The organism is Enterococcus bulliens (assembly GCF_053761865.1).
In genome coordinates this window covers 16,324-32,276 of record NZ_JBSMXK010000004.1, presented here as the reverse complement: position 1 = coordinate 32,276, position 15,953 = coordinate 16,324, and the positions used below count along the sequence as shown (strand labels likewise).

Annotated in this window: 17 protein-coding genes and 1 other RNA gene; 16 read left to right on the top strand and 2 right to left on the bottom strand. The window is 39.4% G+C overall.

Annotated elements, in window-relative coordinates; genetic code table 11:
- Nucleotides 1–20 precede the first annotated feature (20 nt).
- The 13 genes from ACWOEC_RS03325 (at nt 21) to nth (ending at nt 11,354) form a co-directional block, all read left to right on the top strand.
- Nucleotides 21–3,449, top strand: a complete 3,429-nt coding sequence (locus tag ACWOEC_RS03325) for a pyruvate carboxylase (RefSeq protein WP_455305931.1) — start codon at nt 21–23, stop codon at nt 3,447–3,449.
- Nucleotides 3,450–3,466: 17 nt separating this feature from the next.
- Nucleotides 3,467–4,579: a CAP-associated domain-containing protein gene (locus ACWOEC_RS03320; protein WP_455305930.1), complete on the top strand. Its 1,113-nt coding sequence runs from the start codon at nt 3,467–3,469 to the stop codon at nt 4,577–4,579.
- Nucleotides 4,576–5,001, top strand: a complete 426-nt coding sequence (locus ACWOEC_RS03315; protein WP_297074526.1) for a YlbF family regulator — start codon at nt 4,576–4,578, stop codon at nt 4,999–5,001. The genes ACWOEC_RS03320 and ACWOEC_RS03315 overlap by 4 nt, the downstream gene beginning before the upstream one ends.
- Entirely contained in the window at nt 4,991–5,332 is a 342-nt protein-coding gene (locus ACWOEC_RS03310) for a YlbG family protein (RefSeq protein WP_297074524.1), read from the top strand. The genes ACWOEC_RS03315 and ACWOEC_RS03310 overlap by 11 nt, the downstream gene beginning before the upstream one ends.
- A gap of 14 nt (nt 5,333–5,346) precedes the next feature.
- The gene (rsmD, locus tag ACWOEC_RS03305) at nt 5,347–5,940 is read left to right on the top strand and encodes a 16S rRNA (guanine(966)-N(2))-methyltransferase RsmD (protein ID WP_455306022.1); all 594 of its coding nucleotides are present in this window, start codon (nt 5,347–5,349) and stop codon (nt 5,938–5,940) included.
- A gap of 9 nt (nt 5,941–5,949) precedes the next feature.
- Complete coding sequence (gene coaD / locus ACWOEC_RS03300; RefSeq protein ID WP_455305929.1) at nt 5,950–6,438, top strand: pantetheine-phosphate adenylyltransferase; 489 nt, start codon at nt 5,950–5,952, stop codon at nt 6,436–6,438.
- Nucleotides 6,435–7,478 (top strand): SepM family pheromone-processing serine protease, encoded by a 1,044-nt coding sequence (locus ACWOEC_RS03295; RefSeq protein ID WP_455305928.1) that lies wholly within the window; start codon nt 6,435–6,437, stop codon nt 7,476–7,478. Before coaD ends, ACWOEC_RS03295 begins: the two co-directional genes overlap by 4 nt.
- Before the next feature lie 48 nt (nt 7,479–7,526).
- Nucleotides 7,527–7,910 (top strand): DUF1149 family protein, encoded by a 384-nt coding sequence (locus tag ACWOEC_RS03290; protein ID WP_297074520.1) that lies wholly within the window; start codon nt 7,527–7,529, stop codon nt 7,908–7,910.
- 13 nt (nt 7,911–7,923) lie between these two features.
- Complete coding sequence (locus tag ACWOEC_RS03285; RefSeq protein WP_297074519.1) at nt 7,924–8,298, top strand: VOC family protein; 375 nt, start codon at nt 7,924–7,926, stop codon at nt 8,296–8,298.
- A 152-nt stretch (nt 8,299–8,450) separates the two neighbouring features.
- Nucleotides 8,451–9,371, top strand: coding sequence for a cysteine synthase A (gene cysK / locus ACWOEC_RS03280; protein WP_455305927.1), 921 nt, complete (start codon nt 8,451–8,453; stop codon nt 9,369–9,371).
- A 114-nt stretch (nt 9,372–9,485) separates the two neighbouring features.
- Complete coding sequence (locus tag ACWOEC_RS03275) at nt 9,486–9,926, top strand: Fur family transcriptional regulator (protein ID WP_455305926.1); 441 nt, start codon at nt 9,486–9,488, stop codon at nt 9,924–9,926.
- 71 nt (nt 9,927–9,997) lie between these two features.
- Nucleotides 9,998–10,696 carry a DnaD domain-containing protein gene (locus ACWOEC_RS03270; protein ID WP_455305925.1) on the top strand — a complete coding sequence of 233 codons (699 nt, stop codon included), beginning with the start codon at nt 9,998–10,000 and terminating at the stop codon, nt 10,694–10,696.
- Between the two features lies 1 nt (nt 10,697).
- Nucleotides 10,698–11,354: an endonuclease III gene (gene nth, locus ACWOEC_RS03265; protein ID WP_455305924.1), complete on the top strand. Its 657-nt coding sequence runs from the start codon at nt 10,698–10,700 to the stop codon at nt 11,352–11,354.
- Nucleotides 11,355–11,374: 20 nt separating this feature from the next.
- On the opposite strand, the gene ACWOEC_RS03260 is transcribed toward nth, so the two are convergent.
- Nucleotides 11,375–13,783, bottom strand: coding sequence for a PBP1A family penicillin-binding protein (locus ACWOEC_RS03260; protein WP_455305923.1), 2,409 nt, complete (start codon nt 13,781–13,783; stop codon nt 11,375–11,377).
- Nucleotides 13,743–14,390 (bottom strand): Holliday junction resolvase RecU, encoded by a 648-nt coding sequence (gene recU, locus ACWOEC_RS03255; protein ID WP_297074510.1) that lies wholly within the window; start codon nt 14,388–14,390, stop codon nt 13,743–13,745. The genes ACWOEC_RS03260 and recU overlap by 41 nt, the downstream gene beginning before the upstream one ends.
- A 61-nt stretch (nt 14,391–14,451) precedes the next feature.
- Here recU and ACWOEC_RS03250 point away from each other — a divergent pair, with 61 nt between their 5' ends.
- From ACWOEC_RS03250 to rnpB, 3 genes are all read left to right on the top strand, one after another.
- Nucleotides 14,452–14,994: an SLOG family protein gene (locus ACWOEC_RS03250; protein ID WP_455305922.1), complete on the top strand. Its 543-nt coding sequence runs from the start codon at nt 14,452–14,454 to the stop codon at nt 14,992–14,994.
- Between the two features lie 77 nt (nt 14,995–15,071).
- Nucleotides 15,072–15,521: a cell division regulator GpsB gene (gene gpsB / locus ACWOEC_RS03245; RefSeq protein ID WP_297074506.1), complete on the top strand. Its 450-nt coding sequence runs from the start codon at nt 15,072–15,074 to the stop codon at nt 15,519–15,521.
- A gap of 38 nt (nt 15,522–15,559) precedes the next feature.
- Nucleotides 15,560–15,930: RNase P RNA component class B (rnpB, locus tag ACWOEC_RS03240), an RNA gene on the top strand.
- Nucleotides 15,931–15,953 lie beyond the last annotated feature (23 nt).

Genomic DNA, 15,953 nt, shown 5'->3' with positions numbered 1-15,953 from the left:
TTGATTGAAGGAGTGGTTAAATGAACAAGGTTCTTGTAGCAAACCGTGGTGAAATTGCCGTACGTGTGTTTCGTGCGTGCGCAGAATTGGGTATTCAAACAGTTGGGGTTTATGCAGCTGAAGATGAGTATTCTGTTCATCGCTTTAAAGCGGATGAAGCCTATTTAGTTGGTAAGGGTAAAAAACCAATTGATGCTTATTTGGATATTGAGAGTATCATTCAAATTGCCAAAGATTCAGGTGCCCAAGCAATTCATCCCGGATATGGTTTTTTATCAGAAAACTTAGCTTTTGCTAAACGTTGCCAAGAAGAAGGTATCGTGTTTATTGGTCCAACTGTTCATCAGTTAGATATTTTTGGGGATAAAATCAAAGCAAAAGAAACAGCACTTGCTGCAGGGATTCAATCCATTCCAGGTACAGATGGTCCTGTTTCTGGCGTGGAAGAAGTGGTCGCTTTTGGTACGGAATTTGGGTATCCGATCATGATCAAGGCAGCACTTGGCGGCGGCGGACGCGGAATGCGTGTGGCACACTCTGAAAAAGAAGCTCGTGAAGGTTATGAACGTGCAAAAAGTGAAGCCAAAGCGGCTTTTGGTAGCGATGAAATTTACGTCGAAAAATATATTCAAGATCCAAAGCACATCGAAGTCCAAATTATTGGAGATACACATGGCAATATCGTCCATTTGTTTGAACGAGATTGCTCCGTTCAACGTCGCCATCAAAAAGTGGTCGAAGTGGCCCCATGTGTCTCAATGGACGATGCTCAACGTGAGAGAATCTGTCAAGCAGCCGTTCAATTGATGAAGCATGTTTCCTATGTTAATGCTGGGACAGTAGAATTCTTAGTTGAGGGCGATCAATTTTATTTTATCGAAGTGAATCCTCGTGTCCAAGTTGAGCACACGATCACAGAAATGATTACCGATATCGATATCGTAACGACGCAAATCCTAGTAGCACAAGGAAAAGAGTTGCATCAAGAAATCGGAATTCCACAACAAAAAGATATCCACTATCGAGGAGTAGCGATCCAATGTCGGGTAACGACAGAAGATCCGATCCAAGATTTCATGCCCGATACTGGAAAAATCGATACGTATCGTTCACCAGGTGGATTTGGTATTCGTTTAGATGTCGGCAATGCTTACGCGGGCGCTGTGGTAACGCCTTATTTTGATTCATTGCTTGTAAAAGTCTGTACACATGCTCAAACGTTTGATGCAGCGATCCAAAAAATGCAACGTTGCTTAAAAGAATTTCGGGTGCGTGGTGTCAAAACCAATATTCCGTTTATGGCAAACGTTGTCGGTCATGAAACGTTCCGTTCAGGACTTGCGAAAACAACATTTATCGATCAAACAGAAGAATTATTCGTCTTCCCAGCAGTGCGCGACCGCGGAAACAAAACGATGAAATATATTTCTGAGATTACAGTAAATGGATTTCCTGGAGTGGAAAAAACGAAAAAAGCGTTCTATCTCACTCCACGTATGCCAAAACAGTTGATTGTTCCTCAAAAAGGAACTTCGTTTAAGCAACTATTAGATCAAGAGGGCGCACAAGCAGTGAGTCAAGCTGTTTTACAAACCAAAGAAGTCTTATTGACGGATACGACATTTAGAGATGCACATCAAAGTTTACTGGCAACACGTATGCGTACACGTGATCTTGTGGCCATTGCTAGCGAGACAGAAGCGGCTATTCCAGAATTATTCTCAAGTGAAATGTGGGGCGGTGCTACGTTTGATGTAGCCTATCGTTTCTTAAACGAAGATCCATGGGAACGTTTGCGTCTATTGCGTAAAAAAATGCCTCATACCTTGCTTCAAATGCTCTTTAGAGGATCGAATGCTGTAGGGTATCAAAACTATCCAGATAATGTGATCCAAGAATTTATCAAAGAAGCAGCGATTCAAGGAATTGATGTTTTCCGAATTTTCGATAGTTTAAACTGGGTACCACAAATGGAAAAAAGTATTCAAACTGTCCGTGATGCAGGGAAAATTGCTGAAGCGACTATTTGTTATACAGGAGATATCAATGATGCAACCCGTGGCAAATATTCGATCGAATATTACAAAGCATTAGCAAAAGAATTAGAACAACTTGGTGCTCATGTCATTGCCATCAAAGATATGGCTGGGTTATTAAAACCACAAGCGGCGTATCGTTTAATCAGTGAATTAAAAGATACCGTTTCTGTACCGATCCACTTGCATACACATGATACAAGTGGGAATGGGATTATGACGTATTCAGAAGCTGTGAATGCAGGGGTGGATATCGTAGACGTCGCGATGAGTGCGATGAGTAGCAGCACGAGTCAACCAAGTATCAGCAGTTTATACTTTGCGTTATTGGATGCGCCACGTGCGCCAAAATTAGAGATTGAACAAGTGCAACAACTCAATCACTATTGGGAAGATGTTCGTAAATATTACCATTCATTTGAAAATGGCGTGAGTGTACCACAAACAGAAGTTTATGCCCATGAAATGCCAGGTGGACAATATTCAAATCTACAGCAACAAGCAAAAGCTGTTGGTCTAGAAGACAAATGGGATGAAATCAAAACGATGTATCACCATGTCAATATGATGTTTGGCGATATTGTAAAAGTAACACCTTCTTCAAAAGTAGTAGGCGATATGGCTTTATTTATGGTCCAAAACGATTTAACGGAAGAATTGATTTATGAAAAAGGCGATACCATCGACTTTCCTGAATCAGTCATTCAATTTTTCCGCGGTGATCTAGGACAACCAGTCGGAGGATTCCCTGAACGTTTACAAAACGTGATTTTAAAAGAGCGTACACCATTAAACGATCGTCCTGGAGTGTATGCCAAGGCTGTTGATTTTGATGAAACTGCGCAAGAATTAGCGCAATTGATCGGCTATACACCAACGAAAAAAGAAGTCTTAAGCTACATCATGTATCCACAAGTCTTCTTAAATTATCGTAAAGCTTATGATCAATTTGCAGATATCCATGTACTAGACACGCCGACATTCTTTGAAGGAATGCGTGTTGGTGAAAAAATCGAAGTAAAACTTGAAAAAGGAAAAGTCTTGATCATTCGTTTAGATGAAATTGGGCAACCAGATATCGAAGGCAATCGAGTCTTATACTTTAACTTAAATGGGCAACGTCGTGAGATCGTCATTCATGATGCTTCGATCATTAGCAGCGTGACTGCGCGCAAAAAAGCTGAGCCAACCAATAAAGAGCATGTTGGTGCAACGATGGCAGGTTCTGTCTTGCAAGTTCTTGTGAAAAAAGGCGATCACATTAAACGCGGAGATACATTGATCGTAACAGAAGCCATGAAGATGGAAACGACGATCGAAGCTCGTTTTGACGCGATTGTTGAACATGTTTATGTCGCTGATGGTGATGCAATCAGTTCTGGTGATTTACTGTTAGAATTAACTGAAAAATAAGTAGAGGAGTGACCGGTGTGAAGTATCGCGGAGTATTATTTTGGATCATGTTGATCTTAGCTTTGATCATCGTATACGCACAACCGGTCTTTTCTACGGGAAAACCTACAACAGCCGTACCTACGACAGCGGTTCATACAACAAAAAATAGCTATGAAACGCTAAAAAGTCAGGGTATGGCGACGTTTGTAGGAAAAGATGTGAACCAATTTATGGAAACGTATGGCCAGCCAACAAATATTGTCGAAACTGGGTTTGGTTATGAACTCTATCTTTACCATCCATCTACTAAAAATGGATACATAGAAGTGAGCGTCGCAAAAAAAACGATTCAAGGAATCAAATTATTGGGAAAACAACAAGCTGATATGGCACCTTTTTCGCTTGGCATGGAGATGAATGATGTAACGAAATTGGTTACCATCTCACCAAATTTTGATTTTACATATCATGAAAAAAAAGTCACGTTAGAACTAGGTGAAGAAGACATGAACTATCGACCGTTGATTGCGCTAGATGATGGCAACTTTGTGATGCTGTTTTTAGATCAAACGACTGGAAAACTATATAGTTTAATGTATCTTTCAAAAGAACTTTTACTAAAACTAGCCCCCTATACGCTGACTGGAAAAGAGCTGCCGACATTTACAGTAAATGAATCTATGGATTGGCAATCGATTAATACGGCAAAACAAGCAATGATCGTCTATCTTTTTTCACTACTAAATTATGAGCAGAACATACCTGCCTATCAAACTTCACCAAATTTTGATCAAAAGGCAACGCAATGGCTTACGGAATTTTTGCTGCATCCAGATGATTATTTGACTACGCAACGAACATTAGCCCTAAAACGAGCGCAAGATCCTGATACTCACGAGCGGTTTTTATTGACAGAAGACGAATGGCTTACTTTAGCGAAAGTATCAAATGATAAAACGCTACAAGTTTTTTTTGAAACGCCAGTCTACGATCCTACGTTTACCCTATTGACATGGAAGAGTAGTGCTTATTTTACACTGTATGATCGTCCTGTGACACGAGCAATGAGTGTTGTCTTTTCCAAGGAAAATATGGTAGTCTTAATACAAGAAATGGAAACTAAAAGTGAGGAAAGTGATGCAAAATGATTTATGATGATCATTTTTTTGCCATTGAAGATCAAATCGATAAATTAGTGGATACATTGATAGAAAGCAAAACTTTTCACGAGTATCAACAAGCCAAACGTCAGATGCACGAAAATCCTGTAGTCCAAGAGTGTGCCAATGAATTCATTCAAGCGAAAATGTCATTTGAGCAAATTGAACGTTTTGGAAAGTTTGCTCCTGATTATAAAGAAAAACAGCGTGCCTTGCGTAAAGCCAAGCGCGCATTAGATATACAAGAAGAAGTGGCGTTGTTTCGTCTAAGTGAAAACGACGTTCAAGCCATTTTAGATGAAACGTGTTTAACGATTGCACATCAAATTTCCAAAGAAATAAAAGTAGATGCCGGTAGTCCGTTTTTTACGACAAGTTCTGGCTGTGGAGGGAATTGTCATGTCAGCTGAATCAACATTTGAACCAGTCAAGCGTCGAGGGATCGTCGTCTTTGTTTACTCGTTAAGGCAAGTCCGTAATCTACGTCGTTACGGTGTCGTGCATTATGTATCGAAATCAATGAAATACGTCATGTTATACGTAAATGAGAGCGATGTCGAAACGGTTTGTCAAAAGATCGAACGCTTGCATTTTGTTCGGGAAGTGTCGCTTTCTCATCGACCAGAAATCGAAATGAATTTTTCAGAGAAAATCGGTACCAAGCAAGCTTATCCAATGATGGATGATGGCTTTGAAGTTGAAGAAAAAAACACCCAAATTCGTTTGGCAGAACATGTATAAAAGAGTTGGGAAGGATTCCTAACTCTTTTTCATTTGAGAAAAGGAGCAAGGTAATGCGAGTAGTAGCAGGTGAATATGGTGGGCGAAAATTAAAGAGTTTAGAAGGCTCGAACACACGTCCGACTACAGATAAAGTGAAGGGAGCGATTTTCAATATGATCGGACCTTATTTTGATGGAGGTCTCGTACTGGATTTATTTTCTGGAAGCGGTGGCTTGGCGATCGAAGCAGTCTCACGTGGGATGGATCATGCGTATTGTGTCGATCGGCATTATCCAGCTGTCAAGGTCATCAATGAGAATATTGCCATTACGAAAGAAGTTGAAAAATTTACGGTTTGGAAAATGGATGCCAAACGTGCATTAAAACAAGCTGAAGAATCACAAATCCTATTTGATTTGATCTTACTTGACCCTCCTTATGCCAAGCAAGAAATCATCAAGCAAATGGAACAATTTCTCACGCTAGGCTTGGTGCGAAACGGAAGCCGTATCGTCTGTGAGACCGATCGCAATGTTCAATTGCCTAAAGAGATTATGGGATATCGATTGTTACGCCACCAAGAATATGGAACGACAGCAATCGATATTTACATCGTAGAAAAGTAGGTGGAACTATTGGAAACAATTGGATTATTCCCTGGAAGTTTCGATCCGATTACACTCGGTCATCTGGATTTGATTCGCCGTAGTGCAAAATTAGTGGATCGTTTATATGTGGGGGTGTTTCAAAATACAGCAAAAGTCGGTTTTTTATCCAATGAAGAAAAAGTAGCCGCAGTTCAAGCGAGTGTAGCGGATATTCCAAACGTGGTCGTTGTGACTCAAACTTCGGAGTTGACGATCCATTTTGCCCGCTCTTTACAGGCAACGCTATTGATTCGCGGGGTACGTAGTGTGAAAGATTATGAATATGAACGTGATATTGCACTGATGAATCACGAGCTCAATCCTACAATCGAAACGATGATTTTGATCTCAAAACCAGAGTTTGCACATATTAGTTCAAGTATTTTAAAAGAAATTTGGCATTTTAAAGGAAACATCGATCCTTTTGTGCCACAAAGCGTGCAACAACTGTTAAAAAATAGAGGAGAAATGCGATGAGAAAAAATAAATGGCTACTTAATGGGACCTTAGTCGGGGGACTTTTACTCATCGTCTTGGCTATTTTTTTCCCGTTACCTTATTATATCGAAGAGCCAGGGTCTACGATCAACTTAAAAGAGTTAATTACTGTCAATAATCAAAGTGACCAGCAGTCTGGTGAATTCGCATTGACTTCTGTCGGAGTACGTCAAGCAACACCATTGCGATTTGTATTGGCAAAATTTTCCGATTTTGATGAAATCGTCACTGAAAAAGAGTTTTATGGAGAATCGACTAGTGAAGAGTATGATCAAATGCAAAAGTACTATATGCAGTCAGCACAAAACAACGCGATCCAACAAGCACTCTCTTTAGCTAAAAAACCATATATTTGGTCGTATAAAGGTGTTTATGTCATGTCGATCGATACACATTCTAGTTTTTATGGAAAAATTCAAGTTGGCGATACTGTAACAAAAGTTAACGGTCAAGCATTTGAAAACAGTCAAGCCTTCATTGATGCCATCAAAGCGAAAACAGTCGGTGAAGAGGTGACGATCACCTATCTTCATGACGGCAAAAGTTTAGAAGCGACAGGAAAACTAATTGAATTAAGCGAAACGAAAAAAGCTGGCATCGGCATCACGTTAGTCGATCATAGTGAAATCGATTCTAGTATTCCGATCGCGTTTCATATCGAAAACATCGGGGGACCTTCTGCAGGGTTGATGTTCACGTTGGAAATCTACGAACAACTCACTCAGGAAAACTTGCGAAAAGGCAAAAAGATTGCTGGAACAGGAACGATTGATGAAACAGGTCAAGTCGGTCGTATCGGTGGGATTGATAAAAAAGTTGCAAGTGCGAGTAAAGCAGGTTTTGAATTCTTTTTTGCACCAGATGACGAGATTACAAGTGAGGAAAAAGCAAGTGATCCTACGATTCAGTCAAATTATGAAGAAGCAAAAGCTGCAGCGAAAAAACTGGGTACGGATATGAAAATCATTCCGGTCAAAACGGTGCAAGATGCGCTGGATTATCTAAAAGCGCTAACGTGATGAAAAAAGTGTGTTATACTAAAAAAAACGAGAGAAGGACGTGATTGTGTGGAAGTAAAACGCCAAAAACCAATTGTAGAACAATATCACTTTGATATGAAAAATCCAGAAGAAAAGGTAGAGACTTCATTGCAAGTCGGCTTTATGCCACTAACCCCACCAGATGCGGATTATCCTAAAGAAAATAGTATTATCGGTGCACGTTTAGAGTTTACGATCGATTTTCCAGAATTCGTTTTACGCGGTGCTGTAGGCCAAGTGAACCATATTGTAAACCATCAAATTACAAAAGCTGAAGACATCTCAAAAGAAGAAGCAGATGATCTAGTAGCTCCATTATTTGATTTAGTGCAACGTTTAACGTATGAAGTCACTGAAATCGTCACCGATGAACCAGGAATCAAATTAAATTTCAACTCACAAGTGGAGTAATAAGGAGTAGTCCATGTTTTCAAATACGATGCAATTTATGTTATATGTAACCAATGTCGAACAAGCAGCTGTATTTTGGCAATCTTTAGGCTGTATTGAAGTCAGTCGTCAAGAAATGGAAGGCACGACGATTATTGAATTAGCGTTGAACCAAACTTCCGGTGTGCATTTTGTGTTATATGATCGAGAGTTTTTCGAACAACACTCGCCAGAAGTCGTGACTAGTGCTCCTTCGATCATGTTTACTACAGAAGATATCGATGCTTTATATCAAAGCGTATTAGATAGCGAAGTCGCTGTGGGCGATCTGATCCAATTGGAAAATCAATTGGTCTTTAATTTTGCTGATCCAGATGGGAATTATTTTGCAGTGACTAGTATGAGCTAAATCCTGTTTTGGTTTTTCTATCTCTATAGAGCTTGCTCTATAGAGATTTTTTTATAATATGCGTTCAAATTCAGTCCGGTGATCCAAAAAAAGTATTGGTATTTATTTATCAAATACGATAGGGTAAGTAAAAGACAAAAGGAGTTATGTACATGACGATTTATCAATCTATCACAGAATTAGTAGGGAACACTCCAGTAGTTCCCTTACCTCATTTGACAAAAGAAGATGAAGGAACAGTTTATTTAAAGTTAGAAGCATTTAATCCAGGAAGTAGTGTCAAAGATCGGATTGCACTTGCAATGATCGAAGCTGCAGAATCTTCTGGTACGCTACCTCCTAATGGAACAATCATTGAACCTACGTCAGGAAACACTGGGATCGGACTGGCAATGATTGGTGCTGCGAAAGGCTATCGTGTCATTTTGGTGATGCCTGAGACGATGAGTGTCGAACGGCGAAAATTAATGGCTGCGTATGGGGCAGAGTTTGTTTTAACGCCAGGTAGTGAAGGAATCAAAGGTTCGATTGCCAAAGCGCGTGAGCTTGCAGCAGAACATGGTTATTTTATGCCATTACAGTTTGAAAATGAAGCCAATCCAGCGATTCATGAGCAAACAACTGGACCAGAGATCGTTCGTGACTTTAAAGACATCGGATTGGCTGCTTTTGTGGCCGGTGTGGGAACTGGGGGGACGATCACGGGAAGTGCGAAAGTATTAAAAGAAGCCTTTGATACGATCCAAATCGTAGCAGTAGAACCTGCAGAGTCCGCAGTATTGTCTGGGCAAGCCGCTGGACCTCATAAAATCCAAGGGATCGGCACAGGATTTATTCCAAAGGTATTGAATCAAGAGCTAGTAGATGAAGTGTTAGCTATCTCAGTAGAAGAAGCGATGCAAGTTGCACGTGATGTGGCGAAAAAAGAAGGAATTTTAATTGGAATTTCTTCAGGAGCTGCAGTAGCTGGAGCGATTCGAGTAGCAAAAGGCTTAGAGTCAGGACAAAATGTCGTTGTAATCATTCCTGATAACGGCGAGCGGTATCTATCGACTCCATTATATGAAGCATAAAAAAACCGTGTTTAGTCATTCTTTGTGGCTAAGCACGGTTTTTGTTTTGATAAAATTCTAGAAAAAAACAATAAAACATAGTATGATAGAAAGGAAAGAGAGGGTGAATGTCTCGTGGTTGAACAATTAGAACAAGCGATTCATGCATTAAAACATGACAATGTGCGTATCACGCCCCAACGTACAGCGATTTTAGAAGTGTTGATTCATCAACATACTCATCCAACAGCAGAAGAAATCTACCGCGCGATCGCCCCAGATTTTCCGGGAATGAGTGTGGCGACAGTATACAATAATTTACGTTTATTTAGCCAATTAGGATTTGTAACGGAAATGAAATACGGCGATGGTGCGAGCCGGTTTGATTTTACGACTGTACCGCATTACCATGCAATTTGTACTCAATGTGGCAAAATTACAGATTTTAAATATCCTCAATTAGACGATGTGGAGATTGCAGCAAGTAAACTGACAGGGTATACGATCGAGGAACACCGCTTAGAAGTATATGGACTTTGTCCAACATGCCAAAAAACGGCAACAGAAATCGAATAGACCTATAAAGTAAAGAAGTAGATGGAACCTCACGTCACTTCTTTTTCTTTTCTTTATCTAGGAGGAATAGTATGAAATTAACGGCATTTTATTTGATGGGACAGACGGTCTTACCTAATTTATTGCTTCAACATTATCCAAAAATTGGGATGCAACATGAAGAATTTGTATTATGGATCCAACTATATGCCCGTCATCAAAAAGGTGAGGCGTTTCCTGATTTAAAAGAAGTCGCTGAAGATTTACAAATGGATATTCAAGTAGTATACCAGTTGCTCAATCAATTGATCACAAAACAATTGATTAGTATTCAAGCCAAACGTTCTGATTATGGCCAACTAAATGATGAGTTATCCTTTGAATTGATGTACCAAAAATTGGAACAATTGGCGACACAGTTAGAACAAAAAGCAACACAAAACCAACAAGGCATGCACATGAGTCAACTGTATCGTATGTTTGAAGAAGAGTTCGGTCGACCATTATCTAGTATCGAATTTCAACGTATCAAACAATGGGTCCAAGAAGATCATTACACGATCGAATTGATTGAATTGGCTTTAAAAGAAGCGATTTTAAATCAAGTCTATAATCTAAATTATATTGACCGTATTTTATTGGCATGGGAAAAGAAAAATATCCGTACCAAAGAGCAAGTTCAAGCTGCACAAAATGATCGACAACGTCATTTGATGCAAAAAGAAACCAACGACCCGACTCCTCGTAAACTGCCGAAAGTAACCTTGCACAATTGGTTAGAAGGAGAATAAGATGATCAGTAAAGAAAAAACACGTCTTGTAATCGAAGAAATGTTTCAATTGTTTCCAGAAGCACATGGGGAACTGGTTGCTAAAAATGAGTTTGAGCTCTTGATTTCCGTAATGCTTAGTGCACAAGCAACCGATGTTTCAGTAAATAAGGTAACGCCCGCTTTATTTTCGCGTTTTGATACGCCTGAAGCAGTTGTTGAAGCTTCAGTAGAAGAAATCATTCCCTATATTCGCTCGATTGGTTTGTATCGCAATAAAGCCAAAAATATTTATGCTTGTTGTCAAACATTACTTGAACGGTTCAACGGTCAAGTTCCAAAAACACGTGAAGAGTTGATGTCGCTTGCAGGGGTTGGTCGTAAAACAGCAGATGTGGTACTAGCAGATGCGTTTGGGATTCCAGCCTTTGCAGTGGACACACATGTTGAACGGATTAGTAAACGTTTACGGATTTGTCGTTTAGATGCGTCAGTACTAGAAGTAGAAGAGACGTTGATGAAGAAAATACCTGAAGAACTTTGGATCAAAACACATCATACCATGATCTTTTTTGGTCGTTATCATTGTACGGCACGCTCACCAAAATGCGAGACGTGTCCTGTGTTGACGTATTGTCAGGAAGGTAAAGTCCGGATGCGAAAAAAAGGCTCCAGCTAGAAATTAGCTAGAGCCTTTTTTTATGGTGTATTGGATTGGCCGTTACCAGCTTGTCCATTACCAGCTTGTCCATTACCAGCTTGTCCATTACCTGTTTGTCCATTACCTGTTTGTCCATTACCTGTTTGTGCATTATTTGCATTCGTGTTTCCATTTGCATTGTTTTGCGGTGTGGCTGGTGTTTCACTTGAAGTAGGGAGTTCTTCTTGACTTGGTGTCGTTTCTTTAGAAACTTCGCTACTTTGACTTTCTTCAGAAGAAATACTTGCCGAAACTTCAGGAACTGAAGAGCTTGATTCTATTGTAGTCGAACTAGTTTCTTTTGTTTTTGAAGTCGAAGCAGGTATTTCTTCTTTGCTACTTTGTTTTGTTGTTGCATTATTTTTTGTCGTATTGTTTTGCGTGTTCGATGAACTATAACTATCTTTAAAGTATAATTCATTTCCTACTCGAACGACATCATCTGGCTGTACAAAGTCTTCTTGTGTATCAAATGAAGCTGAGATATAACTCATCAATTCACGATAGACATCTGTTGCGACGTGGGATGATAAGTTTGTTACCGGCGTTAGCGGATCTAAATAGCCGATCCAAACAGCCATCGAGTAATGGGGAGTAAACCCAACAAACGTCGTATCTGGATAAACCGATAAGCCATAAGGCGCATCGACTTTAGCTAATTGTTCTTCCGTATAATTTGATGTTCCCGTTTTTCCAGCTTGATACAATCCTTCGATTGCCGCATTGTTACCTAGTCCTGTAATAACGTCTTTTAAAATATCTGTGATCATATAAGCAGTTCCTGGTTGCATCACACGCACGCCTTTTGATTCAAACGTTTCTTGTGTACCATCTTGGTAAACGATTTTGTTGACATATTGTGGCTCATAATACGTTCCACCATTGGCAAATGCGGCATAGGCTGCTGCCATTTTTAAACTAGAAACACCATACTTTGTACCATCTTGTTTGGTATTACTTGAAATGGCATTGGCTTGGGTTAAGTCTTCATATTGGATGTCTAGACTCTTTAAAAATTTCTCAACATCAGAAGCACCTACTTCCATAAATAATTTTGCTGCAGGAACATTTCGTGATTCAGAAAGGGCTGTACGTAACGTGATATTTCCCATATATGAATTGTCCCAGTTATTCACAGCAATATCAGAGCCTTCATAGTCGTAAGGTGCATCTGCGATATATTTTCCAGTCGAGTAATGTAAATGTTCAAAAGCAGGTGCATAGTCTGTGATTGGCTTAACCGTTGAACCAAAATCACGTGCCGTATTGATTGCTAAGTTTTGATCGCCGACTTGACGATTGCGTCCACCTAATTGGGCAACGACTTTTCCAGAATCAACATCGATAACTGTTGAGGCGATTTGCATTTCATCATCTGGATAATCGACATACTCTTGGGTATTGGCGATATCATATAATTTTTTTTGTGCGTCTAAATCAAGATTTGTATAAACTTCTAAGCCATCTGTATAGAGGTCTTTGCCCGTTTTTTCTTTAATTTCAGCGCTGACTTCTGTAATGTAGTTGTCGTAATATTTCCATTCGCTATTTTCCGTATCCAATGGTTTTAAGCCATCTGAGATATCTGTTGCCACAGCTTCTTGATATTGTGATTCACTGATTTTATCGTTATCAAGCATGGCTTTTAAGACCAAATCACGACGTTGTTTAGCAGCCTCTTTATTCACGTAAGGATCATAGTAAGAAGGGGCATTTGGTAAACCCGCTAAGAGTGCAGTTTGTGCAAGTGAAAGTTTGTCTAATGACTTTCCATAATAGGCCTCACTAGCCGTCTCCATTCCATAAAGGCCGTTTGCCATATAGACTTTATTGATGTAATACGTTAAGATTTCTTGTTTTGATTTTTTTCGTTCTAATTGGATCGACAACCAAGCTTCTTGCGCTTTACGCTTTAAGGTTTGGTCAGACTCATTAGTTGAAAAGTACGATAACTTAATCAATTGTTGCGTCAGTGTACTTCCGCCTTGTTTCGTACCATGAAAAATATTGTTGATCGCTGAACCGACGATTCGAATCGGATCGATCCCAATGTGTTTATAAAAGCGACGATCTTCAATCGACACGATTGCATCTTCCAATAACTCAGGGACTTCTGTCGCTGAAATTTTTTCTCGATTTTCTGAACCGATATCAATGAAATTTTCACCATTTGATGAGTACAACTTAGATGAAACTGTCGCGTCTAACTTATTGTCTTCTAAAGCAGGGGCGTTTTTTGCATAAAATCCAAAAATACCGATCCCGATTAAAAAAAGTAAACAGACAGCAAAAATCCCACCTAAAATCAGATTTCGCCAAATATGTTTTTTGGTTTTTTTCTTCTTTGACGGTTTTGAAGTAGGTCGTTTAGTTGTCTGTCGTCGCGATGTCCGTGACTCGTTTGCCATGTGTAGTTTGCTCCTTTGTTTGTAAATACTGATCAACACCTAAAAGATAAGGGATTTGTGGTGCAAATCCAAGTTGCAACTCGATTCCTTTTTCTTCTAAAAGTGCCAGTGGCAGCGACTGTCGTGTAGTAGATGTCCACTGCGTAAGTAATGTTTCACCATCTAGAAAAAAACAACGTTCTAAGCTAGAAAACCATAATAACACAAAACAAATCCCTTGCTGTGCTAAACATGCTCGAATGTGATCAATTTGATGTTGGTGAAAGTTTTTTAAAGGAAAAGACGTCTTATTTTTCGTTTCTTTTGCCTCAAAATCTAAATAATATCCTCGGTATACTCCATTGTAATCCGTTGTCGAGGCTTCCTTAAAATAGGCTTCCTTGATTACTGCGGCACTGCGTTTTGGATAATCCACAGCTACAATTTGAATCGGAGTCGGCTTTTTATGTACAACAGCAAGATTGCGTTGGGCATAGTAGCGGTTTGTCGTATTGATCGCTTCTTCTAATACCATCCCACGATTGGCAAAATTGGGTTTTCGCTTTTTCGATGGTATACTAGAAGTCGGAACGTACGCAGGTTGACCGTTTGGATAACGAAAGACCATAAAATCACACTCCTAGATGTATTATACCAAAAAATAATTCATAAAGAAAAGGGGGAGCGTCATGACGCAAGTCAAGACGATCTTTATTAGTGGGTATCGCAACTATGAAATCGGTATTTTTCAAGAAAAAGATCCAAAAATTGCAGTCATTAAAAAAAGTTTAAAATCGACTTGCATTCAATTAATCGAAGAAGGGGCTACGTGGTTTGTGATCTCAGGCTCTCTTGGCGTAGAATTATGGGCTGCACAAGTAATTCTAGAATTAAAGCAAGAATATGAAGTCTCTTTAGCGGTAATTTCAGCTTATACCGAATTTTTTGCCAAATGGAATGAACAAAACCAACAAGCGATGCAGACCATTTTAGAACAAGCCGATTTTGTCGATGCGGTGAGTCGTCAACCTTATACTTCACCACAACAGTTAAAAAATCATACACAATTCGTATTGGCGCATACAATGGGTTGTGTATTGGTATATGACCCAGAGTATCCAGGGAAAAGTCAATTCTTTATTCGCGATGCAACACAGTATCAAGAATGCCATTCTTATGAAATTCTTTATATTACGATGGATGATTTGCAAAATGCCGCATATTCTGACTAAATGTGTTTGATTTCTGCGCCATTTTTCGATATGATAGGGGAGTATGAAATTGTATTCAATTTAAAAGAGGTGTAAACATGGCAAATTTGATCTATTCTCCGAAAGATATCTTGCAGCAAGAATTTAAAAATAAAATGCGTGGATATGATCCAGTCGAAGTAGATGAATTTTTAGATAACATTATCAAAGATTATGAAACATATGCAAAAGAAATTGTCGCCTTACAAGAAGAAAATGATCGCCTACATGCAAAGGTAGCACAGATGAGTAAAAATCCTGTTGCAACACCAGCACCACGTGCGCAAGTAAGTGAACAACCAAAAAGTCAAACTGTTACAAATTTTGACATCTTAAAACGTTTATCAAATCTTGAAAAAGAAGTATTTGGTAAAAAGTTACAACAAGAAACGAGTGCAGTAAAAGAAATCAAAATTGAAGAAAAAACAGAACCGGTTCAACCTGTCATCACATCAAATTATACACAAGCTGATTTAGAAGATGACAACGAGCGTACGCGTCAGTTTTAATTGTTGCGTACATATTGATTCAATTCGATACAATTGTGATTTTTAGATAATCGCGGTCTACTTGATGTAGGCTGAGGAAAGTCCATGCTCGCACAAGCTGCGATGCTTGTAGTGTTCGTGTCTGGCGAAACCATAAGCCAGAGTACAGTAATGTAACGGCAGGAAAAAAAGCTAAGGCATTTGCTATGCTTGAGTACCCTTGAAAGTGCCACAGTGACGAAGCGATCGGAGAAATCTTATCGGTGGAACGCGGTAAACCCCTCGAGCGAGCAACCCAAACAATGGTCGGGGCGCTTTTTGGAACGGAAAGATAAAGAACGGAACCAAAGAGGCAAGAAATTGCAGATAGATGATTATCCAAGTTGAGTTGCTCCCTGTAATTTGACTGGACAAAACATGGCTTATAGAAAATCACACAAATCAGGGAAATCC

What these genes read in the sequence shown, in the direction of transcription:
- ACWOEC_RS03315 (WP_297074526.1), top strand. Translation starts at nt 4,576, where the DNA reads ATGATTTATGATGATCATTTTTTTGCCATTGAAGATCAAATCGATAAA.
- ACWOEC_RS03285 (WP_297074519.1), top strand. Translation starts at nt 7,924, where the DNA reads ATGTTTTCAAATACGATGCAATTTATGTTATATGTAACCAATGTCGAA.
- ACWOEC_RS03250 (WP_455305922.1), top strand. Translation starts at nt 14,452, where the DNA reads ATGACGCAAGTCAAGACGATCTTTATTAGTGGGTATCGCAACTATGAA.
- cysK (WP_455305927.1), top strand. Translation starts at nt 8,451, where the DNA reads ATGACGATTTATCAATCTATCACAGAATTAGTAGGGAACACTCCAGTA.
- gpsB (WP_297074506.1), top strand. Translation starts at nt 15,072, where the DNA reads ATGGCAAATTTGATCTATTCTCCGAAAGATATCTTGCAGCAAGAATTT.
- ACWOEC_RS03260 (WP_455305923.1), bottom strand. Translation starts at nt 13,783, where the DNA reads ATGGCAAACGAGTCACGGACATCGCGACGACAGACAACTAAACGACCT.
- nth (WP_455305924.1), top strand. Translation starts at nt 10,698, where the DNA reads ATGATCAGTAAAGAAAAAACACGTCTTGTAATCGAAGAAATGTTTCAA.
- ACWOEC_RS03270 (WP_455305925.1), top strand. Translation starts at nt 9,998, where the DNA reads ATGAAATTAACGGCATTTTATTTGATGGGACAGACGGTCTTACCTAAT.
- ACWOEC_RS03295 (WP_455305928.1), top strand. Translation starts at nt 6,435, where the DNA reads ATGAGAAAAAATAAATGGCTACTTAATGGGACCTTAGTCGGGGGACTT.
- recU (WP_297074510.1), bottom strand. Translation starts at nt 14,390, where the DNA reads ATGGTCTTTCGTTATCCAAACGGTCAACCTGCGTACGTTCCGACTTCT.
- ACWOEC_RS03325 (WP_455305931.1), top strand. Translation starts at nt 21, where the DNA reads ATGAACAAGGTTCTTGTAGCAAACCGTGGTGAAATTGCCGTACGTGTG.
- ACWOEC_RS03310 (WP_297074524.1), top strand. Translation starts at nt 4,991, where the DNA reads ATGTCAGCTGAATCAACATTTGAACCAGTCAAGCGTCGAGGGATCGTC.